The organism is Trujillonella humicola (genome assembly GCF_046233715.1).
In the GTDB taxonomy this organism is placed as follows: Bacteria; Actinomycetota; Actinomycetes; order Mycobacteriales; family Geodermatophilaceae; genus Trujillonella; species Trujillonella humicola.
Window position 1 is genome coordinate 71,582 of the sequence record NZ_JBJNRJ010000013.1, and the last position, 26,096, is coordinate 97,677.

31 protein-coding genes are annotated in these 26,096 nt (G+C 74.7%); 20 read left to right on the forward strand and 11 right to left on the reverse strand.

What is annotated here, in order from left to right:
* Positions 1-20 precede the first annotated feature (20 nt).
* The 3 genes from ACK586_RS09530 (at position 21) to ACK586_RS09540 (ending at position 2,748) form a co-directional block, all read left to right on the forward strand.
* Positions 21-869 (forward strand): formate/nitrite transporter family protein, encoded by an 849-nt coding sequence (locus tag ACK586_RS09530; protein WP_409330233.1) that lies wholly within the window; start codon positions 21-23, stop codon positions 867-869.
* Between the two features lie 76 nt (positions 870-945).
* Complete coding sequence (gene ypfJ / locus ACK586_RS09535; RefSeq protein WP_409330234.1) at positions 946-1,863, forward strand: KPN_02809 family neutral zinc metallopeptidase; 918 nt, start codon at positions 946-948, stop codon at positions 1,861-1,863.
* An 81-nt stretch (positions 1,864-1,944) separates the two neighbouring features.
* Complete coding sequence (locus tag ACK586_RS09540; protein ID WP_409330235.1) at positions 1,945-2,748, forward strand: enoyl-CoA hydratase/isomerase family protein; 804 nt, start codon at positions 1,945-1,947, stop codon at positions 2,746-2,748.
* Position 2,749: 1 nt separating this feature from the next.
* Here the strand turns inward: ACK586_RS09540 and ACK586_RS09545 are convergent, their stop codons facing one another.
* Positions 2,750-3,625 (reverse strand): siderophore-interacting protein, encoded by an 876-nt coding sequence (locus tag ACK586_RS09545; RefSeq protein WP_409330236.1) that lies wholly within the window; start codon positions 3,623-3,625, stop codon positions 2,750-2,752.
* Between the two features lie 291 nt (positions 3,626-3,916).
* Between ACK586_RS09545 and ACK586_RS09550 the strand changes: the two genes are divergently transcribed.
* From ACK586_RS09550 to ACK586_RS09605, 12 genes are all read left to right on the forward strand, one after another.
* Positions 3,917-4,738 (forward strand): V-type ATP synthase subunit E family protein, encoded by an 822-nt coding sequence (locus tag ACK586_RS09550; RefSeq protein ID WP_409330237.1) that lies wholly within the window; start codon positions 3,917-3,919, stop codon positions 4,736-4,738.
* A 3-nt stretch (positions 4,739-4,741) separates the two neighbouring features.
* Positions 4,742-5,278, forward strand: coding sequence for a phage holin family protein (locus ACK586_RS09555; RefSeq protein ID WP_409330238.1), 537 nt, complete (start codon positions 4,742-4,744; stop codon positions 5,276-5,278).
* Positions 5,279-5,319: 41 nt separating this feature from the next.
* On the forward strand, positions 5,320-6,024 hold the full coding sequence (locus ACK586_RS09560) for a DUF3618 domain-containing protein (protein ID WP_409330239.1): 705 nt from the start codon (positions 5,320-5,322) through the stop codon (positions 6,022-6,024).
* A 48-nt stretch (positions 6,025-6,072) separates the two neighbouring features.
* Positions 6,073-6,576 carry a response regulator transcription factor gene (locus ACK586_RS09565; RefSeq protein ID WP_409330240.1) on the forward strand — a complete coding sequence of 168 codons (504 nt, stop codon included), beginning with the start codon at positions 6,073-6,075 and terminating at the stop codon, positions 6,574-6,576.
* Complete coding sequence (locus ACK586_RS09570) at positions 6,573-7,826, forward strand: sensor histidine kinase (protein WP_409330241.1); 1,254 nt, start codon at positions 6,573-6,575, stop codon at positions 7,824-7,826. The genes ACK586_RS09565 and ACK586_RS09570 overlap by 4 nt, the downstream gene beginning before the upstream one ends.
* 212 nt (positions 7,827-8,038) lie before the next feature.
* The gene (locus tag ACK586_RS09575; RefSeq protein WP_409330242.1) at positions 8,039-8,650 is read left to right on the forward strand and encodes a TasA family protein; all 612 of its coding nucleotides are present in this window, start codon (positions 8,039-8,041) and stop codon (positions 8,648-8,650) included.
* 56 nt (positions 8,651-8,706) lie between these two features.
* Positions 8,707-9,348 carry a signal peptidase I gene (locus tag ACK586_RS09580; protein ID WP_409330243.1) on the forward strand — a complete coding sequence of 214 codons (642 nt, stop codon included), beginning with the start codon at positions 8,707-8,709 and terminating at the stop codon, positions 9,346-9,348.
* A complete protein-coding gene (locus ACK586_RS09585) occupies positions 9,345-9,518 on the forward strand; it encodes a hypothetical protein (RefSeq protein WP_409330244.1) in 174 nt (57 codons plus the stop codon). Before ACK586_RS09580 ends, ACK586_RS09585 begins: the two co-directional genes overlap by 4 nt.
* On the forward strand, positions 9,512-10,168 hold the full coding sequence (locus ACK586_RS09590; RefSeq protein ID WP_409330245.1) for a response regulator: 657 nt from the start codon (positions 9,512-9,514) through the stop codon (positions 10,166-10,168). The genes ACK586_RS09585 and ACK586_RS09590 overlap by 7 nt, the downstream gene beginning before the upstream one ends.
* A gap of 294 nt (positions 10,169-10,462) precedes the next feature.
* Positions 10,463-11,074: a TasA family protein gene (locus ACK586_RS09595; RefSeq protein ID WP_409330246.1), complete on the forward strand. Its 612-nt coding sequence runs from the start codon at positions 10,463-10,465 to the stop codon at positions 11,072-11,074.
* Positions 11,075-11,128: 54 nt separating this feature from the next.
* The gene (locus ACK586_RS09600) at positions 11,129-11,785 is read left to right on the forward strand and encodes a signal peptidase I (protein WP_409330247.1); all 657 of its coding nucleotides are present in this window, start codon (positions 11,129-11,131) and stop codon (positions 11,783-11,785) included.
* Positions 11,786-11,913: 128 nt separating this feature from the next.
* Positions 11,914-12,510, forward strand: coding sequence for a hypothetical protein (locus ACK586_RS09605; protein ID WP_409330248.1), 597 nt, complete (start codon positions 11,914-11,916; stop codon positions 12,508-12,510).
* Positions 12,511-12,570: 60 nt separating this feature from the next.
* On the opposite strand, the gene ACK586_RS09610 is transcribed toward ACK586_RS09605, so the two are convergent.
* Positions 12,571-13,272 (reverse strand): response regulator, encoded by a 702-nt coding sequence (locus ACK586_RS09610; RefSeq protein WP_409330249.1) that lies wholly within the window; start codon positions 13,270-13,272, stop codon positions 12,571-12,573.
* Between the two features lie 47 nt (positions 13,273-13,319).
* Positions 13,320-13,886, reverse strand: coding sequence for a methyltransferase (locus ACK586_RS09615; RefSeq protein ID WP_409330250.1), 567 nt, complete (start codon positions 13,884-13,886; stop codon positions 13,320-13,322).
* Between the two features lie 172 nt (positions 13,887-14,058).
* Here ACK586_RS09615 and ACK586_RS09620 point away from each other — a divergent pair, with 172 nt between their 5' ends.
* On the forward strand, positions 14,059-14,349 hold the full coding sequence (locus ACK586_RS09620; protein ID WP_409330251.1) for a flagellar FlbD family protein: 291 nt from the start codon (positions 14,059-14,061) through the stop codon (positions 14,347-14,349).
* Positions 14,350-14,401: 52 nt separating this feature from the next.
* Positions 14,402-14,614: a hypothetical protein gene (locus ACK586_RS09625; RefSeq protein ID WP_409330252.1), complete on the forward strand. Its 213-nt coding sequence runs from the start codon at positions 14,402-14,404 to the stop codon at positions 14,612-14,614.
* Here the strand turns inward: ACK586_RS09625 and ACK586_RS09630 are convergent.
* On the reverse strand, positions 14,611-15,387 hold the full coding sequence (locus ACK586_RS09630; RefSeq protein ID WP_409330253.1) for a MerR family transcriptional regulator: 777 nt from the start codon (positions 15,385-15,387) through the stop codon (positions 14,611-14,613). The two genes, ACK586_RS09625 and ACK586_RS09630, sit on opposite strands and share 4 nt — an antisense overlap.
* An 88-nt stretch (positions 15,388-15,475) precedes the next feature.
* Here ACK586_RS09630 and ACK586_RS09635 point away from each other — a divergent pair, with 88 nt between their 5' ends.
* The 3 genes from ACK586_RS09635 to ACK586_RS09645 are packed head-to-tail and all read left to right on the forward strand — an operon-like array spanning position 15,476 to position 19,076.
* A complete protein-coding gene (locus ACK586_RS09635; RefSeq protein WP_409330254.1) occupies positions 15,476-17,317 on the forward strand; it encodes a hypothetical protein in 1,842 nt (613 codons plus the stop codon).
* A complete protein-coding gene (locus ACK586_RS09640) occupies positions 17,314-17,748 on the forward strand; it encodes a cupredoxin domain-containing protein (protein WP_409330255.1) in 435 nt (144 codons plus the stop codon). Before ACK586_RS09635 ends, ACK586_RS09640 begins: the two co-directional genes overlap by 4 nt.
* Positions 17,749-17,756: 8 nt before the next feature.
* Positions 17,757-19,076, forward strand: a complete 1,320-nt coding sequence (locus ACK586_RS09645; protein WP_409330256.1) for a hypothetical protein — start codon at positions 17,757-17,759, stop codon at positions 19,074-19,076.
* Positions 19,077-19,115: 39 nt separating this feature from the next.
* Here ACK586_RS09645 and ACK586_RS09650 read toward each other — a convergent pair whose 3' ends face one another.
* From ACK586_RS09650 to ACK586_RS09680, 7 genes are all read right to left on the reverse strand, one after another.
* Positions 19,116-20,417, reverse strand: a complete 1,302-nt coding sequence (locus ACK586_RS09650) for an amidohydrolase family protein (protein ID WP_409330257.1) — start codon at positions 20,415-20,417, stop codon at positions 19,116-19,118.
* An 83-nt stretch (positions 20,418-20,500) separates the two neighbouring features.
* Positions 20,501-21,058, reverse strand: a complete 558-nt coding sequence (locus tag ACK586_RS09655) for a hypothetical protein (RefSeq protein ID WP_409330258.1) — start codon at positions 21,056-21,058, stop codon at positions 20,501-20,503.
* Positions 21,059-21,101: 43 nt separating this feature from the next.
* Positions 21,102-21,290: a hypothetical protein gene (locus tag ACK586_RS09660; RefSeq protein WP_409330259.1), complete on the reverse strand. Its 189-nt coding sequence runs from the start codon at positions 21,288-21,290 to the stop codon at positions 21,102-21,104.
* A 34-nt stretch (positions 21,291-21,324) separates the two neighbouring features.
* Positions 21,325-23,565: a putative bifunctional diguanylate cyclase/phosphodiesterase gene (locus ACK586_RS09665; protein WP_409330260.1), complete on the reverse strand. Its 2,241-nt coding sequence runs from the start codon at positions 23,563-23,565 to the stop codon at positions 21,325-21,327.
* A gap of 301 nt (positions 23,566-23,866) precedes the next feature.
* Positions 23,867-25,042, reverse strand: a complete 1,176-nt coding sequence (locus ACK586_RS09670) for a zinc-dependent alcohol dehydrogenase (RefSeq protein ID WP_409330261.1) — start codon at positions 25,040-25,042, stop codon at positions 23,867-23,869.
* On the reverse strand, positions 25,039-25,524 hold the full coding sequence (locus tag ACK586_RS09675; protein ID WP_409330262.1) for a hypothetical protein: 486 nt from the start codon (positions 25,522-25,524) through the stop codon (positions 25,039-25,041). The genes ACK586_RS09670 and ACK586_RS09675 overlap by 4 nt, the downstream gene beginning before the upstream one ends.
* The gene (locus ACK586_RS09680) at positions 25,521-26,096 is read right to left on the reverse strand and encodes a type 1 glutamine amidotransferase domain-containing protein (protein ID WP_409330263.1); all 576 of its coding nucleotides are present in this window, start codon (positions 26,094-26,096) and stop codon (positions 25,521-25,523) included. The genes ACK586_RS09675 and ACK586_RS09680 overlap by 4 nt, the downstream gene beginning before the upstream one ends.

Here is a 26,096-nt window from a genome sequence, read left to right on the forward strand (position 1 = left end):
CCGCCGTCCCGGAGGCCCGGATGACCGACAAGCAGCCGCCCGAGGTCGCGCAGGCCGCGGCCGAGACCGGGGCGAAGAAGGTGCACCGCAGCTGGGACCGCGTCCTGGTCAGCGCGTTCCTGGCCGGCGCCTACATCTCCTTCGGCGCGCTGGTCGCCATCACGGTCTCGGCCGGGCTGGACCCGCAGACCTGGGGGACGCTGCCGACGCTGTGGACCGGCGCGGCGTTCACCCTCGGCCTGGTGCTCGTGATCGTCGCCGGGTCCGACCTGGCCACGGGCAACATGATGCTGGTGCCGCTGGGCGCCATGCAGGGCCGGATCACGATCGGGGACGTCGGCCGCAACCTGAGCCTGGTGCTGCTGGGCAACCTGCTCGGCGCGCTGTTCGTGGCGTACTTCCTCGCCGTCTCCACCGGCGTCATCGGCGACGCCGACAGCTCCGGCGCGGCCGCCCTGACCTTCGAGCGGCTCGGCCAGATCGCGGAGGGCAAGACGTCGGGCCACACGGCCTGGGAGATCTTCCTGCGCGGCGTGGGCTGCAACTGGCTGGTCTGCCTGGCGGTGTGGATGTCGCTGGCGACGCCGAGCATCGCGGGCAAGATCCTGGCGATCTTCTTCCCGATCATGGCGTTCGTCGCGATGGGCTTCGACCACGTCGTCGCGAACATGTTCTTCCTGCCGGCGGCGGTCTTCGCCGGTGTCGAGGGGATCGGCTGGGACGACACCCTGCTGAACTGGCTGCTCGCCGGCGCGGGCAACCTCGTGGGCGCGGTGATCTTCGTGGCGACGTCCTACTGGTACCTGTTCCTCCGGGACGAACCGGCCCGGGCACCGGCCGACGGCGGGGCGGCCGCCGAGCGCGCATGAGCACTGCCCCGCCGGGGCAGTGCCCCCGGGCCGGAGCACCGTCCCGCGTGCCCGCCGACCGGGAGGACCGCCAGCGATGAGGTACCGGGAGAGCGGCAGCCTGGACACGTCCGGGGTGCAGGACCGCCGCCGGGGCGGGGGCGGCGGGCGCGGCCTGGCCGTCGGCGGTGGTGGGCTGGGACTGGTCGGCGTCCTGGTCCTGGTGCTGTTCCAGGTGCTCGGCGGCGGTGGGGACGGCGGCGGTCCCGGTGCCGCGCTGGGGCAGCTGAGCACCCTCGGCGAGGGCCAGACGGCCGACGACGGCCAGCTCGCCGAGCAGTGCCGGACCGGTGCCGACGCCAACGAGTCGGTCGACTGCGCCGTCGTGGCCGACATCGAGTCCATCCAGGACTACTGGACCGGCGTGCTCGGCGAGCGCTACGAGCCGACGCAGACGGTGTTCTTCTCCGGATCGGTGCAGACCGCGTGCGGCGGGGCCACCAGCGGGTCGGGGCCCTTCTACTGCCCGGCCGACCGGCTCGTGTACATCGACCTGTCCTTCTTCGAGACGCTGCAGCAGCAGTTCGGCGCCGAGGGCGGGCTGTTCGTCAACGCCTACGTGATCGCCCACGAGTACGCCCACCACGTGCAGAACCTGCTCGGCACCAACCGGCAGGTCACCCCCGGGGAGACGGGCCCGCTCAGCGGCACGGTGCGGCTGGAGCTGCAGGCCGACTGCTACGCCGGCGCGTGGGCGAACCACGCCGAGACCGTGCCCGACGACTCCGGCGAGCCGCTCATCGCCGAGATCACCCCGGACGACATCGACCGCGCGCTCGACGCCGCCGGCCGGATCGGCGACGACTTCATCCAGCGGGAGCTCGGCGGGGGCACGGTGGACCAGGACACCTTCAGCCACGGCACGTCGGAGCAGCGGCAGCGCTGGTTCACCACCGGCTACGAGACCGGCGACCCCCGGCAGTGCGACACCTTCGCCACCGACGACCTCGGCTGAAGGCCCCCTCGCCCCCCACACCTCGCAGGCCCCGCGCGGGCCCCTGCAGGAGGGCCGACGCGGGCGCGTGAGGATGTGCCCGTGACCCAGCACTCCACGGCCGAGCACCTCACCCTCACCCCGGACGGCCTCGGTCCCGGCGTCGCCGTCCTCACCGTCGACCGCCCGGCCAAGCGCAACGCGCTCACCGCGGGCATGTGGCGGGACCTGCCGCAGGTGCTCCAGGGACCGGCGGCCGATCCCGCCGTCCGGGTGCTCGTCGTCACCGGCGCCGGCAGCAGCTTCTGCGCCGGGGCCGACATCTCCGACCTGCTCGGCGGGCCGGACGCCGACGACCCGATGGCCGCGCTGCGCCGGGACAACCTCGCCGCGCAGGCCGCGCTCCGGGAGTTCCCCAAGCCGACCGTCGCCATGGTCCGCGGGCACTGCATCGGCGGCGGGGTGGAGCTGGCCACCTGCTGCGACCTGCGCTTCGCCGACGGGACCGCCGTCTTCGGGGTGACCCCCGCCAAGGTCGGCGTCGTCTACACCCCGGAGTCGACCAGGACGCTGCTCGACCTCGTGGGCCCCGGCCTGACCCGCTTCCTGCTGTACAGCGGCGAGCTGGTGGACGCCCCGACCGCCCTGCGCACCGGCCTGGTCGACCGGCTGCTCCCGGCCGGTGAGCTGGAGGACGAGGTCCGCCGCTTCACCGGCGTGCTGGCGTCGCGCTCGGCGCTGACCCAGCGGTCCACCAAGGAGGTCGTGGCCGCGCTGCTCGCCGGCGGCGACGGCCGCCGCGAGGCCGCCCGGTGGTACCCCGAGACCATCGCGGCCGGCGAGCTCGCCGAGGGCGTCGCCGCCTTCGGCGAGCGTCGCGCGCCCGCCTTCCCCTGGCGGGGGTGACTCACACGGGGAGGCTGTCCTCCTCGGCCTCCACCGCGGCGTTCCACTCCGGCTTCTCGGCCTGCCAGCGGTCCTCGGTGCGCCCGATCCGCCAGTAGCCCGAGACCGACAGCAGCTCGCGCGGGACGGCGAGGGTGCCGCGCAGCCACCGGCGCAGCTCGCGCACCGCGCCGGCCTCACCGTGCACGAACGCCTGCGGGGCGCCGTCGGGCAGCGGCGCGCTCAGCACGGCCGCGACCAGGGCGGCGCCGGGAGCGCCGTCCCCGCGGTGCACCCAGGTCAGCTCCGCCCCCTCGGGCAGGTCGATCGCCTGCTCCTCGGCCGCGTCGGCGACCTCGACGAAGGCGAACGCCCGCGCGCCGGCGGGGAGCCGTTCGAGCGAGGCGGCGATCGCCGGCAGCGTGCTCTCGTCACCCACCAGCAGGTGCCAGTCCGCACCTGCGTCGGGGGTGTAGGCCCCGCCGGGCCCGAAGAGGACGACGGCGTCGCCGGGGACGGCCGCGGTGGCCCAGGGCCCGGCCAGCCCCTCGTCGCCGTGGGTGACCACGTCCAGGGTCAGCTCGCCGGCGGCCCGGTCCCAGCGGCGGACGGTGTACGTGCGCGTGGCCGGCCAGAACTCCCGCGGCTGCTCGGCCTGGACGGCGTCGGGGTCGAACGGCGCGGCGTACGGCGCCCCGCGCGGGGGCAGCACGAGCTTGACGTAGGAGTCGGTGTGCACCGGCGCGAACCCGGCCAGCCCCTCGCCCCCGAGGACGACCCGCACCAGGTGCGGCGTGACCCGCTCGGTGCGGACCACGGTGGCCTGGCGGGCGACGCGCCGGCGGCGCGGGGTGGGGTCGGCCATGGCGGCTCTCCAGTCGACGAAGGTGAGGCTCACCTTACTCGGCGCCCGAGTTCGATCACGCCGTCGGCGCTGTTTCGGCCGTAAAGGGGCGGGTACCGGCAGAACCGCAGGCCGGTGGCCCCACTCAGAAACGGTGGGAGAACCGGGCCGGCGCCCACCGCGGGGTCGCCGACCGGCCTCCCACCCCGCGCCCCGGTCGCGGCGACGCGACCGGCTGGAGCCTGACCCGGGTCCGCACGGACGCGGCCGGCCGCGCGCTCCGACCGAGGGTCGCCGAGCGGTCGAGCAGCGCTGAACCACGACCACCATCGCCGAGGAGGACCGATGACCCACTCCATCGACACCCCGTTCCCGCCCCCGCCCCCCACGACGGGGTCGGGCGCCACCAACCCCTCGACCACCCCCTCCACCGGCGGCTCGCCGTCGACGACGGACGTCGCCAAGGACGAGGCGCGCAACGTCGGGCAGACCGCCTCGGAGGGTGCGAGCCAGGTCGCCTCGACCGCCGCCGACCAGGCCAAGGAGGTCGTGCAGGAGACCCGGGCGCAGGCCGAGGACGTGATCGCCCAGGGCCGCGACCAGTTGCGCCAGCAGGTCGTGTCCCAGCAGCAGAAGGCCGGGCAGAGCCTGGCCGGCCTCGCGGACGCGCTGCGCGGCATGGCCGCGGGCAACGCCCCCGCACCCGGGCCGGCCGCCGACCTGGTGCGGCAGGGTGCGGGCACCCTCCAGCAGTTCGCCGACGCCCTGCAGAACCGCCAGCCGGCCGACCTGCTCGACGACATCCGCTCCTTCGCCCGCCGCAGGCCGGGCACCTTCCTGCTCGGCGCGGCGCTGGCCGGTGTCGTCGCCGGACGGCTGACCAGCGGTGTCAAGGCCGCGCACACCGACTCCGGCCCCGGCTCCAGCGGCACCCACCGCGCCCCGGCCAACTACGTCGACCCGGCACCGGCCTACTCCGGCTACGAGACGACCGGCCCCTACTCCGAGGCCACCACCGGCTACGGGACCGAGACCTACGGGACGACGGGCGGCGCGCCCGTCCCGCCGCCGCCGTACGGCACGGTGCCGCCGGCCGGCGGCCCGGTCTCGCCGACCACCCCGGCGGGCTGGGACGACCCGGCCCGCCGTCCCGGTGGGGTGGTCTGAGCCATGTCGACCCCCTACTCGGGCGCCACGCCGGTGGGCAGCTCGCCCGGCTACGGCGAACCCCAGGCCAACTACGCCGTGAACCCCGAGCAGTACGGGGCGCACTCCGGGGCCCCGGTCTCCGGGGACATGGGCACGCCGACCACGGTGGAGGGCCGCCCCGACGTCGAGGGCACCTCGGTCGGCCAGCTGATGGGCGAGGTCGCCAAGGACCTGTCCACCCTGATGCGCCAGGAGCTCGAGCTCGCCAAGGTCGAGGTCAAGGCCGAGGCGACGAAGGCCGGCAGGGGCGCCGGGCTGATGGGCGCCGCCGGCTTCGCCGGCTACATGGTGCTGCTGTTCCTCTCCATCGCCCTCTGGTGGGCGCTCTACCACCTGGTGGGGCACAGCTGGTCGGCCCTGATCGTCGCCGTCCTCTGGGGCATCGTCGGCGCCGTCGCCTTCGTGCTGGGCAAGAAGCAGCTCCAGCGGGTCAACCCGAAGCCCGAGCGCACCGTGGACACCCTCTCGCAGGTGCCCGGCGCCCTGAAGCCCAACTGACCAGCGGCCCCCGGCCCCCACACACCCTGGAGAGACCAGAGATGACCACGAGCAACGACCCGGACGTCATCCGCCGGCAGATCGAGGAGACCCGGCGCGAGCTCAGCTACGACGTCGACGCCCTCAACGAGAAGGTCAACCCCGCGCGGGTCATGGACCGGCGGGTCACCGCGGCCAAGGGCCGCTTCACCCGAGCCAAGGAGAAGGTGATGGGTTCCGCCTACGACACCACCTCGTCGGCCCAGTACCACGCCCAGAACGCGATGGGCACGGTCCAGGGGACAGCGTCCGACACCGCGGGCTCGGTGCAGAGCGCCGCGTCCAGCGCGGCGGACACCGTCCAGGGCGCGGCGCAGCAGGCGGCCTCGGCCGTCCAGCAGGCCCCGGACACGATCGTCCGCCAGACCCAGGGCAACCCCCTGGCCGCCGGGCTGATCGCCTTCGGTGTCGGCTGGCTGGTGTCCAGCCTGCTGCCGGCCACCGAGAAGGAGCAGCAGCTGGCCCAGCAGGCCGAGACCGCGCTGCGGGAGAACAAGGACACCCTGCTCGCCCCGGCCAAGCAGGCGGCGCAGGAGATCGGCGAGGAGCTCAAGCCGGTCGCCCAGCACGCCGTCGAGGAGGTCAAGGCGACCGCCACCGACGCGGCGCAGACCGTCAAGCAGGAGGGCCAGTCGGCCGCGCAGGACGTCCAGGGCCAGGCCCAGCAGTCCAAGCAGACGGTGCAGAGCCAGTCCTCCAGCTCCTGACCCACCGGTCCACAGCGCGCCCCGCCGGGTTCCCCTGCGGGGCGCGCTGTGCGTCTGCGGCGCGTCACCTGGACGGGTGAGGACGGCGGCGCGGAGCTGCAGGCGCGCCCCCGGGACGCCGACGTCGACGGTGGAGGACCACCGACCGACGGGAGCACCACCGTGGAGCAGACGGCACCCCGCGTGCTCGTCGCCGACGACGAGGACGACATCCGGGGACTGGTCCGGGTCGCGGTCCGGCGGGCCGGGTGCACCGTGGTCGCCGAGGTGGCCGACGGCGCGTCGGCCCTCGCCGCCGCCCGCGAGCAGGTGCCCGACCTGGCGGTGCTCGACGTCTCGATGCCCGGGGCCACCGGCCTGGAGGTCTGCGCCGCGCTGCGCGCCGAGCCGGCCACCGCCGGCGTCCGCGTCCTGCTGCTGTCGGCCGGCGCCTCCGCCGAGGACGTCGCCCGAGGTCTCGCCGCCGGCGCCGACGGCTACCTGGCCAAGCCCTTCACCGTCGCCGGGCTCGTCGAACGCGTCCGCGAGCTGACCGCGCGGGTTCGGGCGTGACCGCGGTCGAGGCGGCGCCGGCCGAGGAGGTGGCGCTGCTGCGGGCCGAGGTCGCCCGGCTGACCGACGAGCGGGACCGGCTGCGCGACCGGATGCAGCACCGCGACGTCGAGCTCGAGGTCGCCACCCGGATGCTCGCCGCGCGCGCCCGGACCATGACCAGCGTCATCGACGCCGTGACCGAGCAGTCGATCATCGGCACCGACGTCGACGGCGTCGTCCGCGTCTGGAACCCCGGCGCGGAGAAGCTGCTCGGTGTGCCGCGGGCCGAGGTCGTCCGCCGCCGCCGGATCACCGACTTCCACCTGCCCGGGGAGCTGGCCGAGGCCGGCGGCGGGCTGGCCGCGCTCGTGCGGGTGGCTCAGGCCGAGGGCCGCGACGTCCGGGACTGGACGTACGTGACGGCCACGGGCGAGGAGCGCACCGTCTCGGTGGCCGTGACCCCCCGGACCGACGACTCCGGTGGGCACGCGGGGTGGAACTTCGTCGGCACGGACATGACCGAGGTCCGCGCGAGCGAGCGGCTCAAGGACCAGTTCGTCAGCCTGATCAGCCACGAGCTGCGCACCCCGCTCAGCTCGATCCTCGGCTACCTCGAGCTGGTCCTGGACGACCCCGACCAGCCGCTCACCGAGGAGCAGCGCTCCTACCTGGGCACCGTCGAGCGCAACGCCCAGCGGCTGCTGCGGCTGGTTGGCGACCTGCTCTTCACCGCGCAGGTCGAGGCCGGCCGCTTCACCCTGCAGCCCGGGGACGTCGACCTGGCCGGCGTGCTGGGGGCCGCCGAGGAGACCGCGCGCGTCGCCGCCGCGGCCGGGGAGGTCCGTCTCCTGCTCGACCTGCCCGCCGGCCCGGTCGTCGTCCGCGGGGACGCCGTCCGGCTGGGGCAGGCGTGCGACAACCTCGTCTCCAACGCGGTGAAGTTCACCCCGGCCGGCGGGCGGGTCACCCTCGCGCTGCGCGCGGGCTGGCAGGACGCCGACGGGACGTTCACCGAGCTCGAGCGCTCAGGGGCGGAACCCGTCGCGCGGATCGCGGTCAGCGACACCGGCTATGGCATCCCCGCCGCCGAGCTCGACCAGCTCTTCACGACGTTCTTCCGCGCCTCCACCGCCCGCCGGCACGCGGTCACGGGGGTGGGCCTGGGCCTGTCGATCACCCGGGCCATCACCACCGCGCACGGCGGCACGATCGACGTCACCAGCACCGAGGGCCACGGGACCACCTTCACGCTGACCCTCCCCCGCTGACCCCCGTCCCGCCGAAATAGCCACTCCGGCGGGCCGCCGACGCGGCCATGTCCGCCGAAGTGGCCACTTCGGCGGGAAGTCGGCGCGGCGAGGCGGCGGGAGCATTGCGGAAGCCTTGCGGAACGCGGGCGGGTGCCCTGCGGTTCGCGGCTCAGAGTCGTTCCTGCCAGCCGGGACACCCCGCCCCGGCCCACCCCGCAGGAGAGACCACCATGGCCACCACCGCCAAGTCCCGCACCGCCCGCAAGATCGTCGGCTCGCTCGGCGTCCTCGGCGCCGCCGCCGCCGTCGCCGGCCTGGGCACCTTCGGCACCTTCACCGACTCCACCACGCCGATCACCACCCAGGTGGCGTCGGGCACCGTCGACATCGACCTGACCAACCCCGGCTACGCCATCCCGGCCACCACCTCCGGCTTCGTCCCGGGCGACTCGCTGACCCGCGCGGTCACCCTGACCAACAGCGGCACCTCGGCCCTGTCCTCGGTGACGCTGTCCACCACCGCCACCGTCTCGAGCATCCTCACCACGAACACCACCAACGGCCTGCAGCTGGGCGTCCGGTCCTGCAGCCAGCCGTGGACCCAGGGCGGCACCTCCGCCGCGCCGGTCTACACCTGCGGCGGCACGGTCACCGACCTCGGCACCACCCCGGTCGTCGGCAACCGCACCCTGGCCGGCATGAACAGCCTGAACCCCGGCGGCACCGACCACCTGACCTTCACCATCAGCCTGCCCACCGCCGCCGACAACGCCTTCCAGGGCAAGTCCTCGACGCTCAGCCTCGTCTTCACCGGCACCCAGCGCGCCGCCGCCGCCCGCTGATCCCGCAGCACCGCCGACAGCCGACGACCCGACGACGAGACCGCCGGAGACCTGTCATGACCGCCGTCCTCCCCGCTCCGCGGGCAGCACTGGCGCCGCCCACGGGCGGGCCCGTGCCCGGCCCGGCCCGCAGCCGGCGCCGCCCGGTCCGCGCGCTCCTCCGCTTCACCGGCCGCTGGTCGCTGCGCATGCTGGTGAGCACCGCCGTCCTGGCCTTCCTCGGCCTGGCCGTCGGCCCGCACGTCCTGGACTACCGCACGATGACCATGCTCACCGCGAGCATGGCGCCGGGCATCGAGCCCGGGGACGTCGTGGTCAGCACCCCGCTCGACGTCGAGGACGTCACCGAGGGGATGGTGATCACCTACCACATCCCGATCGACGACCACCGCGTCGTCACCCACCGCGTCATCGACGTCCAGCACGCGGCCGACGGCACCGTCTCGGTGCAGACGAAGGGCGACGCCAACGACGCGGCCGACCCGTGGACCGCCGTGCTCACCGGCGACACCGCCTACCAGGTGCAGGCCGTCGTCCCGGAGATCGGGCACGTCATCACCGCGCTGCGCAACCCGACCCTCAGCACGCTGTTCGTGCAGCTGGTGCCGGTCGCGCTGGGTGTCTGGATGCTCGTGGGCATCTGGCGGCCCACCCGCGGCGACGACCGCGACGACATCACCCCGGAGGCGATCCGGTGAGGCCCTCGACCGCTCGCTCGCTGACCGTGCCGGGCCTGTTGCTCGCGCTGGTCCTGACCAGCACCCTGCCGGCGTGGGCCGGCGCCGCCTCCGACCGCCCGGCCGACCCGGCGACCGTCTGCGCGGTCGACGCGGCCGCCGGGGAGCCCTCGGGAGGTCCCCGGTGCTGACCGCCCTGGTGGTGGGCGCCGGCGCCGACCGGGACCGGCTCGCCGCTCTGCTCGGCACGGCCGGCTGGCTCGTCCGCGAGACCGGCGACGTCCGCAAGGCCCTGCGCCTGGCCCGCACCACCGACCTCGACCTCGTCGTGGCCGACCTCGACCTGGCCGGTGGCGACGGTCCGGCCCTGCTGCGCCGGATGCGGCTGGCCGGGAGCCGCGCCCACCTGGTCGGCACCACCCGCACGATGACCGCCGCGGTGCGGGAGGCCGGGAGCGCCGCGGGGGCGCTCGCCGTCCTGCCCGCCCCCGTGGACCCGCAGGCGCTGCTGCGCTTCGTGCTCGGCCGGCTCACCGAGGCTCCCGCGCAGCGTCCCGTCGAGGAGCACGGCGGGGACGACGGGGTGGACGCCGCCCTCGCCGCCCGGCTCCAGGACCTCTACGCCGGCGCCCTGCCCGACCGGCTGTCGGCGATCGACGCCGGGGCCCGGGCCGGGGACGCACCGGCGCTGGCCTCGGCCTCCACCACGCTGGCCGGCACCAGCGCCCAGCTGGGGCACCCGGAGGTCGCCGAGCTGTGCCGGGCCATCGCGGCCGACGCCCGCCGGGGAGTCCTCGCGCACGAGCTCGTCGACCGGCTGCTGGACCTCGCCACCGGCTGACGTCCCGCCGACATGGCCACGTCGGCGGGCCGCCGACGCCGCCACGACCACCGAAGTAGCCACTTCGGCGGGCCGCCGACGCCGCCACGACCACCGAAGTAGCCACTTCGGCGGGCCGCCGACGCGGCCATGTCCGCCGAAGTGGCCACTTCGGCGGGAAGTCGGCGCGGTGAGGCGGGGCGAGCATTGCGGAAGCCTTGCGGAACGCGGGCGGGTGCCCTGCGGTTCGCGGCTCAGAGTCGTTCCTGCCAGCCGGGACACCCCGCCCCGGCCCACCCCGCAGGAGAGACCACCATGGCCACCACCGCCAAGTCCCGCACCGCCCGCAAGATCGTCGGCTCGCTCGGCGTCCTCGGCGCCACCGCCGCCGTCGCCGGCCTGGGCACCTTCGGCACCTTCACCGACTCCACCACGCCGATCACCACCCAGGTGGCGTCGGGCACCGTCGACATCGACCTGACCAACCCCGGCTACGCCATCCCGGCCACCACCTCCGGCTTCGTCCCGGGCGACTCGCTGACCCGCGCGGTCACCCTGACCAACAGCGGCACCTCGGCCCTGTCCTCGGTGACGCTGTCCACCACCGCCACCGTCTCGAGCATCCTCACCACGAACACCACCAACGGCCTGCAGCTGGGCGTCCGGTCCTGCAGCCAGCCGTGGACCCAGGGCGGCACCTCCGCCGCGCCTGTCTACACCTGCGGCGGCACGGTCACCGACCTCGGCACCACCCCGGTCGTCGGCAACCGCACCCTGGCCGGCATGAACAGCCTGAACCCCGGCGGCACCGACCACCTGACCTTCACCATCAGCCTGCCCACCGCCGCCGACAACGCCTTCCAGGGCAAGTCCTCGACGCTCAGCCTCGTCTTCACCGGCACCCAGCGCGCCGCCGCCGCCCGCTGACGCCCACCGACGCCCCCTGACGCGACGTCCCGCCGAGATCCTGGAGACCACGCCATGACCGCCGTCCTCCCCGCCCGCGCCCCGGAGGCAGCCGCCGCGCCGGCTCCGGCCGCGCAGGCCCCCGCGACCGCCCGCCCCGGCCTGCTGCGCCGCGCCGTCCGGTTCGCCGGACGCTGGTCCCTGCGGGGCCTCGTGGCCACGGCGGTCGTCGCGCTGCTCGGCCTGGCCATCGGCCCGCACGTCCTGGACTACCGGACGATGACCATGCTCACCGGCAGCATGGCGCCGGGCATCGAGCCCGGGGACGTCGTGGTCTCCGTCCCGATGGACGTCGCCGACGTCGAGGTCGGCATGGTCATCAGCTACCACATCCCGATCGACGACCACCGCGTCGTCACCCACCGCGTCATCGACGTCCAGCGTTCGGCCGACGGCACCGTCTCGGTGCAGACGAAGGGTGACGCCAACGACGCGGCCGACCCGTGGACGGCGGTCCTCAGCGGCGACACCGCCTACCGGATGGTGGCCGTGGTCCCCGAGGTCGGCAACGCCATCGCCGCGCTGCGCGACCCGCTGGTCAACAAGGTCCTGGTGTACGGCGCCCCGGCGCTGCTGGCCGGCTGGATGCTCCTCGCGATCTGGCGGCCGGTCCGCGACGAGGACGCCGGCCCCGGCACCGACGCCGCCACCGGCGAGCCGTCCCGCGCCTGACCGCCGGATCTTGCGGATCCCTTGCGGGAGACGCGAGGGGATCCCGCGGTCGCCCCAGCAGAGTCGTCCCTGTCGCCGGCACCCCCCGCCGCCCGACCACCCGAGCACCAGAGAGAGGAGACCGAGCCATGACCCGCACCCGCCGCTGCGTGCTCCTGCTCGTCCTCACCGTCGCCGCCCTCATCGGCGCTTCCCTGCCGGCCAACGCCCTGTTCAGCGACAGCGCCGCGACCGCCGTGCAGCCGGCCATCGGCACCCTCACCGTCCAGGGCCCGACGAACGTCCGGGTCGAGACCTCCTGCGTGACCACGACGACGACCATCCGCCGGGTCTTCGACAGCTCCACGAACGCGCAGCTGAGCTACCAGGAGACGCGGACCACGGCGAACTCCAACAGCAACGTCGAGAGCGACACCACGGTGCGCACCGACAACAGCCCGACGTGGGGGCAGTACACCCTCACGCGGACGATCAAGGACACCTGGCTCACCGCCACGGCCCGGTGGAACCGGAGCAACAGCCCCGGCATCACCGGCTACCAGATGACGGCGTTCCTCAACGGCGGCGTCGCGGTGCCGATCGGCACGGCCGCGGCGTCGGCCAACAACTACTCCGACGGTTACGACGCCAGCGTCGTCGACCTCGGCGCCCGGCTGTCGATGGTCACACTGACCAGCTACGGCTGGACGGCGTCGGGAAACCTGAGCAACGTCGTCACCTGCTGAGCGCCGACGGCAGCGGGCCCGGACCTCGGTCGAGGTCCGGGCCCGCTGACGTCTGCGGTCTCAGGCGACGAGGCGGTAGCCCACGCCGCGGACGGTCTTGATCTCCGGCGTGCTCAGCCCGGCGGCCTGCAGCTTGCGGCGCAGGTTGGACATGTGCGCCTCGACCAGGCGCACGCTGCCCTCCCAGTCGGTCTGCCAGACCTCGCGCAGCAGCGTCTCGCGCTGGAGCACCCGGCCCGGCCGCGAGGCCAGCGCCGCCAGCAGGTCGAACTCGGTGCGGGTCAGGTCGACCACGGCGCCGTCGACGCGGACCTCGCGGCTGTCCTCGTCCACCTCGAGCTCGGCCAGCCGGCGCACCGACTCCTCCACCGGCGCGGCGGGGGCGGCCGGGGCGACACGGGGACGACGCAGCATCACCTGCACCCGGGCGACCAGCTCGCGCGGGGAGAACGGCTTGGACATGTACCCGTCGGCGCCGACGGCCAGGCCGACCAGCAGATCGACCTCCTCGGCGCGCGCGGTCAGCATCAGCACGTAGCACTCGGACTCGGCGCGGATCTGGCGGCACACCTCGGTGCCGTCGGCGTCAGGCAGGCCGAGGTCGAGGACGACGACGTCGGGGGCCGACCGGCGGACCTCGGCGAGCGCCTCGGCACCGGTCCCCACCGCGCGCACGTCCATCCCGGCCCGGCCCAGCACGGTGACGACGAGCTCGCGGATCTCCTCGGTGTCCTCGACGACCAGCACGGACTGCTCGGCCACGACGTGTTCCTCCCGTCCCGGTGGATGCGGTGGTGGCGCGGGCCGCGTCACCTGACCGGGTGATCGGCCCCGCCGGGTTCCCGCTTGACCGGCGCCGTGGCGGCCTCCCCCCTTCGGGTGAGCACGACCGCTGCCGTGGGGAGGGGTGCGGTGTCCCCGTGGCGGAGCGCGGAGACGGCGAGACCGCGCGGCCCGGCGAGCGTGCCGACCGCCGCGGCGACGCCGTCCTCGGCGCCGGGCCGCATCACCGAGAACCCGGCGACGACCCGCCCGCCCGGGGCGAGCACCCGGGCCACGACGTCCCACTCCGGAGCCGGCGGAGTCCAGAAGGCCCGGACGTCGACGGCGACGACCACGTCGAACGGCCGCTCACCGAGGTCGGCGTCGAGCAGGGGCACCGCCTGCAGCCGGACCCGACCGGCCGCGAGCGCGGCCCGGTTCCGCCGGGCGGCGGCGGCCACCATCGTCGCCGACCGGTCGACGGCGACCACCTCGCACCCGTGGCCGGCCAGCAGGTCCACCAGCACCCCGTGACCGCAGCCGACCTCGAGCACCCGCTCCCCCGCCCGGGCCGCGACGACCCCGGCCACCCACGCCAGCCGCTGCGACGGCACCCCTCACCGCCTCCCGGACAACGGCGTCGCCCCGCGGGGGTGAGCGGGGTCACCCGGCCGGGCGGGTTCGGTGCCGGCTCGGCTCAAGGACCGACGCCGGCACGTCGATCCCTTCCCTGCCCACGGAAGGGCGCCATCGGGGTGCGAGGCCCCGCCCAGCAGGAGGACCGCCATGATCGGTCTCACGCGTCGCACGGGTGAACCGTGCCGGATCGACCCCGCGGCGATCCAGCGGGTCGAGACGACGCCGGACACCGTGGTGTTCCTCGTGGACGGCACGCACGTGTCGGTCCGCGAGACCGTCGAGCAGGTGCTGCTGCGCGTCCGCGAGGCCCGGGCCGGCGACATCGTCGCCTGCTACGAGCTCGACCGCGGCCGGACCGCCGACCCGCACGCCCTGCAGGACATGCTCGCCGAGATCGCGGAGATCCGCGGGTGCCGGGTGGCCGGCCAGACGTACTGAGGGCCCGGGCTCCCCGGTTGACACGTGACATCGTCCGGTGTCACATGGTGTCGTGGAAGGAACCGCCGACGCCGTCCTCGCGATGGACGGGCTCGGTCTCGTGGCGACGGCCGGGTTCTTCGTGCCCGCGGCGGTGCTGGTCGCCGTGGTGGTCGGCGCAGTGGTGCGCGACCGCCGCCTCACCGTCCGCGAGAACGCCCGGCTCGACGGCTCGCACGAGCGACTCGACCCCGGCCCGGACCGACCGGGGCCGGCCCGGGACTAGCTCCGCCCGCGCTGCTCGATCCCCTGCAACACCTCGGTCAGCGCGTCCTGGACGCGCGCCGCCATCTCCGTGCGGAACCCGGCCAGCAGCGCCTGCGCCGCAGCCGGCTGCAGCCGGTTTACCAGCCCCCGGACCCGCTCCAGCTCCTCACCCGGCGGCACCCCGTCGAGCTGGGCCCGCCAGCCGGTCTCGAGGAACATGGACACGTAGATGTCGGCGACGGCCCGCACGTGCTCGACGACCCGGGCCTGTGCCGCGATGAGGATCGACGGCGGCACCCCCAGCTCGACGACCTGCAGGCCCGCGGTGAGCAGCGAGGGGTCGAGCACCCGGAGCATCCCGTCGTCCTGCCGTTCCAGCAGACCCAGCTGCACGAGCTCCTCGACGACCCGCGCGTCCGGCGCCACCCCGGCCCGCGCGGCGAGGTCCTCGGGCGAGATCACCTCGGATTCCGGCGGCAGCCACGGGGACAGCAGCGCCCGGTGCAGCGCCAGCGTGGCGGAGCTGGCCGCCTCCGGGGCATGCGCCAGCGTCCGCTCGATCATCGTCAGCGGGTAGCCCTCGGCCAGCATCTCGCGCACCAGCAGCAGCCGAGCCACGTGCTGGCGCCCGTAGTACCCGGTCCGGCCGACCAGCCGCGGCGGGGGCAGCAGGCCCCGGGCGGCGTAGGCACGGACGTTGCGGACGGTCATCCCGACGCGCGCGGCGAGCTCGTCGACCGTGAGCTCGCGGTCGACCTCCTCCTCGGGCACGCCCGGCGCACCGACGGACACCTCCCCCACCTCCTCCTGAGGGGTCCACGGTAGCGCCGGGCTCCATGTATCACTTGTCGATGTCACATAGCAGGTGTTCCATACCTGCGTGCCGACGACACCGTCCACCGCTCTCGCCGCCGCCGAGACCCGCCCCGCCGGGGGTGCCGCCCTGGGCGAGGTGGCCCTGGCTACCGGCATCGGCGTGCTGCTCACCGTCGTGCTGCTCGGGCTGGTGTACCTGCACCGCACCCGGCGCACGACCGTCCTCAGCCGGGTCGGCGGCCGCCTCGGGCGGGCGACCGGCGTGCCGGACTGGGTGGCGCTGCCGACCGTCCTCACGACCCTGTCGCTGCTCCTCGCCCTGCTCGGCATGCTGTGGGACATCGCCCTGCACATCGGGGTGGGCCGCGACGAGGGACCGCTGGCCAACCCGGCGCACTACCTCATCCTGTTCGGCCTGTTCGGCGTCTTCGCCGGCGGCGTGCTGGCCTGCGCGATGCCCCTGGACGTGACACCGGGGCCGGCCGCCGTCCGCTTCGTCCGGGGCTGGGACGTCCCCGTCGGCGGCATCCTGCTCACGGCCGCGGGCTTCTACGCCCTGCTCGGCTTCCCCCTCGACGACGTCTGGCACCGGTTGTTCGGCCAGGACGTCACGCTGTGGGGACCCACCCACCTGATGCTCATCGGGGGCGCCGGCCTGTCGATCGTGGGCCTGCTGGTCCTGGAGATGGAGGGCCACGGCGGTCGGGCGCACGGGGACGGGGAGGTCGGCCGAACGGGCCGGTTCCTGCGCCAGGGCTCGGCGATGGGCGGCCTGCTGCTGGGCCTGTCGGTCTTCCAGGGCGAGTTCGACTTCGACGTCCCGCAGTTCCGCCTGGTCCTCGAGCCGTTCCTGATCGCCGGCGCCGCCGGACTGGCCCTGGTGGCCGCCCGGATGTGGATGGGGAGGGGCGGCGCGCTGATGGCCGCGGCGTTCTTCCTGGTCGTCCGGGGCCTCATCGCCGTCGTCGTCGGGCCGGTGTTCGGGGAGATCACGCCGGGCTTCCCGCTCTACCTCGGCTCGGCGCTCGTCGTCGAGCTGCTCGCCCTGACCTGGCCGCCGACCCGGCGCCCGCTGCTCTTCGGCGGGGTCGCCGGCGGGCTCATCGGCACGGTCGGCACGCCGACGGAGTGGGGGTGGACGCAGGTCTCCCAGACGCTGTCGTGGACCGGCGACGTCCTGGTCGAGGGCACGCTCATGGCCGTGCTCGCCGGCGTGGCCGGTGGCCTGCTCGGCACGCTGCTCGCCCTCGGCCTGCGCAGCCGGCTGCCGCGTCCGGCGATCGCCCGCACGGTCGTCGTCACCTCGGTGCTGGCCCTGGGCGCCGGCGTCGCCAACGGGCTGGTCGCCACGGTCCCCGACGACGTCGAGGCCACCTTCACCATCACCGACGTCACCACCGACCCGCGCACGGCCGACATCCAGGTGCAGCTGCGCCCGGCCGGTGCGGTCGACGACCCGGCGTGGGTGCAGATCACCGCCTGGCAGGGCGACGGCCTGGTCGTCGAGGACCTCGAGCGCACCGCCGAGGGCACCTACCGGACGACCGGGCCGGTGCCGCTGCACGGCACCTGGAAGACGCTGCTGCGCGTCCACGACGGACGCCAGCTCTACGCCGTGCCGATCTACCTGCCCGAGGACCCGGCCATCCCGGCCGAGGAGATCCCGGCCGAGGACGGTGTGACCCGCAGCGCGATCCCGGAGATCGACGTCCTGCAGCGGGAGCTGAAGGAGGCCGGGGGCGGGCTGTGGCTGGTCTCGAACCTCGTCGTCCTCGCCTGCACCCTGGCCCTGATCGCGGGCATCTCGTGGGGCGTGGGGCGCTACTCCCGGCGCGGGAGCGCGGACGAGCGGTTCCCCGACACCCCGGTCGAGGGGCCGGTGCCCAGCGGGGCGGGCCGCCGGTGAGCGCCCGGACCGGGGTGGCGGCCGGGCTCGCCGCCACCGTCCTGCTGCTGGCCGGCTGCGCAGGCACCTCGCCGGGTGAGGCCGCGTCTCCGGGGAGCAGCGCCGCGCCGTCGGCTCCGGCCGCCGGCGGGTCGCCGGAACGGTCCCCCGCCGCGTCGCCGGCCCCCTCCGGCACCCAGCTGGCCGTCGAGGTGACCGGCGGGCAGGTCTCCGGCGACACCGGCCGGGTGCCCGTCGGACTGGGTGAGCAGGTGACGCTGACGGTCACCGGCGACACCCCCGACGAGCTGCACCTGCACGGCTACGACCTCACCGCCCAGCTGGTGCCCGGGGAGCCGGCGGTGCTCACCTTCGTCGCCGACATTGCCGGGGTGTTCGAGGTGGAGCTGCACGACTCCGGGGCGCTGCTGCTGAGCCTCCAGGTGGGCTGACGCCGGCCGTGCACGCCTCCGCCGGGGCGGTGCTGGCGCACGGCGTCGGCTCGCGCACCGATCTCCCGCTGCCGCTCGGCCTGGCCCTGTACGGCGCCGGGGCGGCGATCCTCGTCGGCTTCGTCGTCCTGCTGCTGCTCTGGCGCAGCCCGCGGCTGGGCGACGGCCGGTCGGGCCGGCCGCTGCCGTCGTGGCTGCAGCGGGCCGCCGACTCCGCCGCCGTCCGGCGGACCCTGCAGGCGGTGGCGCTCGCCGTCGCCGTCCTGGTCGCAGCGGCGGCGGTGCTGGGCCCGGAGGAGACGCGGCGCAACCTCGCGCCCTGGGCGCTGTACGTGACGTTCTGGGTCGGGCTCGTGCCGGCGAGCCTGCTCCTCGGGCCGGTGTGGCGGGTGCTCAACCCGCTGCGGCTGCTCTCCCGGCTGCTGCGCCCGCTCGTCGGGCCACCGCGCGGGGCCGCGCGGCTGCCGGCGCTGGGCCTGTGGCCGGCGGCGGCGTCGCTGCTGGCGTTCGTGTGGCTGGAGCTGGTGCCGGCCGGACGGTCGGACCCGGACGTCGTCGCGGCCTGGCTCGCCGGCTACGCCGCGGTGCACGTCGGCGCCTCGCTGTGGTTCGGCGAGGAGTGGTTCGCCGCCGGCGACGGCTTCGAGGTCTACTCCACGCTGCTCGGCCGGCTGTCGGTGCTCGCCCGGCGCGGCGACGGCCGGCTGGTGCTGCGCTCGCCGCTGACCAACGCGATGACGACGCCGGCTACGCCGGGGCTCGCCGCGGTCGTGATGGTGCTGCTCGGCTCGACGGCCTTCGACGGGCTGACCCGCACCGTCTGGTGGCAGGAGGGTCCCGGCGCGGCGGACGGCGTCGGGTCCGGCACGCTCGGGCTGGCCGCGATGGTGGTCCTGGTGTCGCTGCTGTACCTGGCCGGCACGCGGCTGTCCGGGCGGCTGAGCCGGCTGCCGCTGGGTCCGCAGCCGCGGCTGTTCGCCGCCACCGTGGTGCCGATCGCGCTCGGGTACACCGTGGCGCACTACTTCAGCCTGTTCGTCCTCGACGGGCAGACCACCTGGATCGTGGCGAGCAACCCCTTCGGCGCGGCCGGCGTGGACCTGTTCGGCACCTACGCCAACGTCGTCGACCTGCGCGCGGTGTCGGCCGACCTCATCGCCTGGGTGCAGGTGGGCGCCGTCGTCGCCGGCCACGTCGTCGGCGTGCTGCTGGCGCACGAGCAGGCGCTGCGGCTGGCCCCGCGCGCGCCGGCGTCGGACCAGCTGCCGCTGGTCGTCGTGATGGTGCTGTTCACCGTCGGCGGGCTGGGCCTGCTGTTCGGCTTCTGAGCCCGGCCGGGGGTGCGCCCCGGCCGGGCTCCGGCGGGGTCAGCCGCGGCCGTCGGCGGCCTGCCGCATCCGCTGCATGGCCTGCATCTGGGCGAGGATGTCGGTGTGCTCGCCCTCGAGGGCGCGCGGCGTGGTGTCGACGTCGGTGGCGCGGGCGCGCAGCGCGCCCACCGTGCACTCCTCGCGGGACCGGTGCTCGAACGGGTCGAACCGGTAGAAGCGGCAGGCGTTCTCCCAGGTGATCTCGTGGATCTCGTCGTCGGGGAGCCCCACCTGGTCGAGGGACTTCACGAGCGTCTCCGGCGACTGGGGCCAGGTGGAGTCCGAGTGCGGGTAGTCGCACTCCCAGGCGATGTGGTCGACGCCGATGTGGTGGCGCATCTCCAGGCCGACGGTGTCCTCGATGAAGCAGGTCAGCACCCGCTCGCGGAACACCTGGCTCGGCAGCTCGTCGCCGAAGTCCTGGCCGGTCCACAGGTGGTGCTTCTGGTAGATGACGTCGGCCCGCTCCAGCCAGTAGGGCACCCAGCCGATGCCGGCCTCGGCGAGGGCGAAGCGCAGCGTCGGGAACTTGCGCAGGATCGGCGACCACAGCAGCTCGCTGGCGAAGATGCCGGTGGCGAAGGGCATCGTGTGGATCATGACGTCGAAGGGGGACCGCGGCATGAAGTTGGGCTGCGCGCCGAAGTGGAAGACCATCGCCGAGTCGGTCTCCTCGCAGGCCTGGTAGGCCGCGTCCCACTCGTCGCCGTGGATGTCGGGCATGCCGTTGAAGCGGTGCGGCTCCGGGTGGAACGAGATGGCGTGGCAGCCCTTCTCGGCGACCCGGCGGATCTCGGCGGCCATGAACTCCGGGCCGACCGCGAAGCCGGACAGCGCCAGCGGGATGAACCGCCCGGGGTGGGAGCCGCACCACTCGTCGATGTGCCAGTCGTTGTAGGCGCGCAGGATCGCCGCGGCGAAGTCCTTGTCGCTGTTGGTGACGAAGAACTGCCCGCCCAGCCCCGGCCACGAGGAGAAGTTCAGGCTGGCGAGGATCCCGTTGGCGTCCATGTCGCGGACCCGCTCGTGCACGTCGTAGGCGCCGGGCCGCACCTCCTCGAAGGTGTCCGGGTCGTGCCCCCAGTCCTCCTTGGGCCGGCCGACGACGGCGTTGAGCCCGAACGTGCGGATCTCCTGCCCCTCGATGAGCCACGCGTCGGTGCCGTCGTCGCGACGCACCACCTTGGGCGCCCGGTCCTTGTACCTGGCCGGCACGTGGTCGCGGATGTAGTCGGTCATGGACGGCGGCTCGACGATGTGGTCGTCGACGCTCACCAGGACCAGGTCGTCGAGGCGCATGGCAGCTCTCCTGTCGGGCGGGGCGGGGCCTGGCGCGGAGTGAGGCAGGCGTCACACTCCGCCGACAACGGCCGTCCGCCGGCTCAGACGCCGACGCCGAGCTCCGACTCCAGCGCGCGGCGGCGCCGGAGGTCCGCGGCGCGGGTGCGGGCGAGCTCCAGCAGGTCCGCCGACAACCGCGTCGTCTCCTCCGCGGCCTCGGCGCGCAGTGCGGCCAGGTGCGCCTCCACCGCGTCGACCGCGCGGGCGGCCCACGCGCGCACGGTCGTGGCGTCGACGTCGTGGGTGAAGTTCTCCGGCAGCCGCAGCACCGGACCGGCGTCGGCGCGGTGCGCCCAGTCCCCCACGGGCGGGTCGGCCAGGGGCGGGCGGCTCGCCCGGGTGGCGAAGAAGCGGCCGTCGCCGGTGAAGGGGACGCAGACGGTCACGGTCAGCCGGGCCGCCGTCCCCGCGACGAACCCGGCCTCCTCGCGGCGCAGCCGCGGGAGGTCCGGCGCCGAGGCCCGCAGGACCTCATCGACGCGGCGGACCGAATCGCCGAGCTCGCCGTCCAGGGACCACTGCAGCGCCTGCGCCGTCAGGGCCGTGCGGCGCCGGGAGGTCTCGTCGGCGAACCGGCCGACCGTGAACAGCTGCGACATCCCGCCATCCTGCCCGAGCGGCCGGGCGGCTGGTCGCGGACAGCTACTCGCGCACGACCCAGACCTCGGCCGGGCCCTCGGGGGTGTCGCGGACCTGCACGGGCTCGAACCGCTCGTACACCCCGTACCAATGCGGGCCGGAGTACACGAGGACGGCGGACTTGAGCTCCTCGGCCGCCACGTCGTCCACCTGGCCGTGGCGCGGCCCGCCCCAGTGGAAGACCAACGGCATGGGTCGACCGTAGTCCTTCCGCCCGAAGCGATGATCACCCCGGTCGGGACGACGCAGGGCGCCCTCCGGGCCCCGGTCGCCGCGTCCCGGCGCGGCGCGACCGGGCCGCACCAGCTCCTGCTACCTCGTCGGCGACGACGTCCCCCCGGGGGGCCCGCGCCACGGTCGGGTGCAGGCCGGTCCGCCAGCGGAAGGACGCCTCGGCCGGGAGCGTCAGGGGCAGGCGCTCGGGCGCGGAGGGCCGGGCGAGCAGGTACCCGCTGGCCGAGTCCACCCCGAGGGCGCTGAGCGCGGTCAGCTGCGGCAGCGTCTCGACCCCCTCCGCGATGACGTGCGCACCGATGGCCCGCGCCAGGGTCACGATGCCGGCCACCAACGCCTCGCCGCGGGCTGTCGCGAGGTCGTGGACGAAGGACTTGTCCACCTTGATGACGTCGACCGGGAACTCGCGCAGGCGGGCCAGCGAGCTGTAGCCAGTCCCGAAGTCGTCGATGGCGATCGCCACCCCCAGCTCGCGGATCCGCTGCAGCACCTCCCCCGCCCAGGAGCAGTCGGCGAGCGCCGACTCCGTCACCTCGATCCCCAGGCGGTGGGCGGGCAGCCCGGCACGGTCCAGCCGCGCGGCGAGCCGGGCGGGGAACCCGCGGTCGGCCAGCTGCCGCGGGGACACGTTGACCCAGACCCGCAGCTGCGGGAGGTGCGCCCACCGGCCGGCGTGCTCGAGGGCCCGGTCGAGGACCAGCTCCCCGATGCGGTGGATCAGCCCCGTCTCCTCGGCGACCGGGATGAACTCCTGCGGTCCGACGAGCCCACGGACCGGATGCCGCCACCGGACCAGCGCCTCCACGTGGCAGATCCGCTCGACCCGGAGGTCGAAGGCGGGCTGGTACTCCACCAGCAGCTCGTCCCGGTCCAGGGCGTTGCGGAGGTCGCTCTCGATCTCGACGCGGCGCACCGACTCCACGTGCATGTGCTCGTCGAACCAGACGGCCCGTGCCCGTCCGGTGTCCTTGGCGCGGTAGAGCGCCGCGTCGGCTTCCCGGAGCAGGATGTCCAGACCGGCCGGACCGGTCGCCGTGGCCAGGCCGACGCTGACGGTGACGAGCAGGCGCGCACCCACCTCGACCGGCTCCTGGCTCGCCTCGATGACCTCGTCGGCGAACCGGCCGGCCTCCTCGGTGGAGCGGTCCACCAGGACCACCACGAACTCGTCGCCGCCGAAGCGGGCCACCAGGTCGCCCGGCCCGGCCAGGGACGCGAGCCGCCGTGCGAACCGGCGCAGCAGGCGGTCCCCGACACCGTGGCCCAGGCTGTCGTTGACGAGCGTGAACCGGTCCAGGTCGATGAAGGCGACGGTGAGACGGGCATCCGGCTCTCCGCCGAGGGTCCGGGCCACCTCCTGGCGTATCCCGGCGCGGCTGAGCAGGCCGGTCAGCTCGTCGTGCGTGGCCCGGTGGGCCAGGTCGCGCTGCGCGCGTTCAGCGGCCGCCCGGGCCGCCCGCTCGGCGGCCAGCAGCCGTTCCCGCTCGTGCTCCATGGCCCGCCGCCGGGAGATGTCCCGGAAGTAGATGGCGATGCCGCCCCGGCGCAGGGGGTACACGCGGGCCTCGCACCACAGGTCCGCCTCGTCGTAGCACGCCTCGAGGGTGGCGGCCCGTCCGGTGCGCGCGACCTGGCGGTAGGTCCGCTCGAACTCCGTGCCGAGCAGTGCGGGGAACCGGGCCCAGATGTCCTCGCCCACGATCTCGTCACGCGAGACGCCCAGCCGGGCCTCGGCCGGCGCGTTGATGTACGTCATCCGCCAGTCGGCGTCGACGCCGATGTACATGTCGCTGATGGACTCGAGGCTGTCGGCGAGCTCGGCCGCCGTCCGCGTGGTGGCCTCCGCCCGGACCGCCTCGGCCTCCGCCGTGCTCACGTCCCGGAACGACACGTATGCCCGTGGCGAGTCCCCGTCGAGGAACGTGGCGGTGGTGACCTCGGCCGGAAAGGTGGACCCGTCGCTGCGGCGCAACCGGAGCACCCCGCGGAACCTGCCCTCCCTGGCCCGGGTCTCGAGCGCCTCGACCCACCGGGGGTCACGCCGGTCTACGATCCCGTCCCGGCCGAGCTCGACCAGCTCCAGCTCCGTCCGGCCCAGCAGCTCGCAGGCCCGCGCGTTCCCGCCGAGGGTGCGCCCGTCGGCCGAGGTGATGAGCACCCCGTCGAGACCGTGGACGAACAGCGCCTCGTAGACGCTGCTGCGCAGCGTCGACGGCGCCGGCTCGAGGATCACATCGGCGTATCGGCGGATCGACGGTTCCGGTTGACCGTGTTCCGCAATTCGGGTGAGCCGCTTCGCCCTGCACCCGGACGCCCAGGCGCCCGTCCTTGTGACGTCATGGGTGCCGGCCGAGTGGCTCACGGCCGCCGTGGACGGCGGCGCCACGACAGGATCGTGGGTCGTGGCCCCGCCTCCGCCGTGGTGCTGCCCGGTGCGCCGCTCAGGCGGCAGCGGCGCACCGGTCGGGCGATGGACCGGTGCCGGTGGTCATCGGCCGGCACCGCGCCCGTCCGCCCGTCCGCCCGTCGTGGCATCAGCCACCCGGACGGAACACGGCACGGACGCACCCGTCCTCCTTCTCCTTGAACATCCGGTAGCCCTTCGGACCGTCGTCGAGCGGCATCACGTGGGTGGCGAGGTGCTCGGTCCGCAGCTCGTCCCGGCTCATGTGCTCGAGGATGTCCGGGACGTAGCGGTGCCCGTGCTGCTGGGCGCCGCGCAGGGTCAGCGCCTTGTTCATCACCGCGCCGAGGGGGAACTTGTCCACCAGGCCGGCGAAGACGCCCAGGGTGAAGACCGTCCCGCCCTTGCGGCAGGCGTAGATCGCCTCGCGCACCGCCGTGGGCCGGTCGGTCTGCAGCCGCATCTGCTGCTTGACCTGGTCGTAGAGGTACTGCGGGCCCGGACTGTGCGCCTCCATGCCGACCGCCTCGATGCAGACGTCCGGTCCCCGGCCACCGGTCATCTCGCGCAGCTCGGCGGGGACGTCGGCCTGCTCGTAGTCGAGGGTCTCCGCCCCGATGTGCGTGCGGACCTGCTCCAACCGGTTGTCGAGGCGATCGATGACGACGACCCGCTCGGCGCCCATGAGCATGGCCGCGCGGGCCGCCATCTGGCCGACTCCCCCGGCACCCCACACCGCGACGACGTCCCCCGGCCGGACCTCGGCCTGGTGCGCCCCGGTCCAGCCGGTGGGCGCGGCGTCGGAGGCGAACAGCGCCCGCTCGTCGGAGACGCCGTCGGGGATCGTGAACGCCCCGTTGTCGGCATAGGGCACCCGGATGTAGGGCGCGTGACTGCCCGCCCAGCCACCCGTCGCGTGCGAGTACCCGAAGCAGCCGCCGATGGACTGCCCCCACAGCGCCTCGGTGATCCCCGGGTTGGGATTGCCGTTGTCGCACAGCGACCACAGGTCGTGCTTGCAGTACCAGCACTGCCCGCAGCCGATGAAGGAGACGACGACCACGCGGTCGCCGACCTGGTGCTTGGTCACGCCGGAGCCGACCTCGGCGACGGTGCCCATGAACTCGTGCCCGAGCACGTCACCGGCGCGCATCGCGGGGATGTAGCCGCCGACGAGGTGCAGGTCCGAGCCACAGGTCACCGACAGGCCGACCTCGAGGATGATGTCGTGGTCGTTGAGGATCTTCGGCTCCGGGACGTCCTCGACGCCCACGTCGTTGACGCCTCGCCAGGTCACCGCCTTCATCGCACACCTGCCTTCGGGGCCACCTTGGTCCACGCCTCGAGGAGCGCGCCGCCGGGGGTCGCCGTCCGCTTGCCGTGCGGCGCGGGATCCACCGCCAGCACCTCGCCCACCTCGATGAGCTGCTTGGCCTTGCGCAGCGCGGACCGCAGGTCGGCCTGCGGGTCGCTGCCGCCGAGCCGGCCGAGGGCGCTGCCGGAAGGCTGGTCTCGCAGCCGGGCGCCGAGCTCGGTGCCCTTGCCGCCCGCGGCCGCCCGGATGCGGACCTCGATCCGGTCGCCGAACTCGGCCAGGGGTGCGGGCAGCTGCACGGTGTCCACGTCGGACGGCTCCCGGTAGACGGTCACGAAGAGCCACCCGGACGCCGGCCGGCCCGCACCGGCCGGCCTTGCCGCGGACGGATCGATGGCCGACCGCACCTGGCGGACGACGGTTCCGCCGGCCCGGGCGGCGAAGGACGCCACGTTCCCCAGGGAGGAGGTCATGCCCGACCTCCCGCGGCCGCGGTCTGGGGGGCCTTGGCGAACTCCTGCACGATGCGCTCGCAGAACGCCGGCAGGTCGTCCGGCGACCGGCTCGTGGTGATGTTGCCGTCGGTGACGACCTCCTCGTCCACCACCTCCGCCCCCGCGTTGCGCAGGTCCGTGCGCACGCTCGGCCAGGAGGTCAGCCGGCGGCCGCGGGCGACGCCGGCCTCGACGAGGTTCCACGGGCCGTGGCAGATGGAGGCGACCGGCTTCCCGGACTCGACGAACTCCCGGACGAACCGCACCGCTGTGCCGTCCATCCTCAGCTTGTCCGGGTTGACCGTGCCGCCCGGCAGCAGCAGCGCGTCGTACTCGTCCACCGACGCCGCGCCGACCAGCCGGTCGACCCCGAAGGTGCCGGCGTCCTCCAGGTCGTTGTCCCGTGCCTGGATCTCGCCGTCGTGGATCGACAGCACGTCGGTCCGCCCACCGGCGTCCTCCAGGGCTCGGCGGGGCTGCTCGAGCTCGACGCGCTCCACCCCGTCGGCCGCCAGGATCGCGACCCGCCGTCCGTTCAGCTCCCCGGCCAC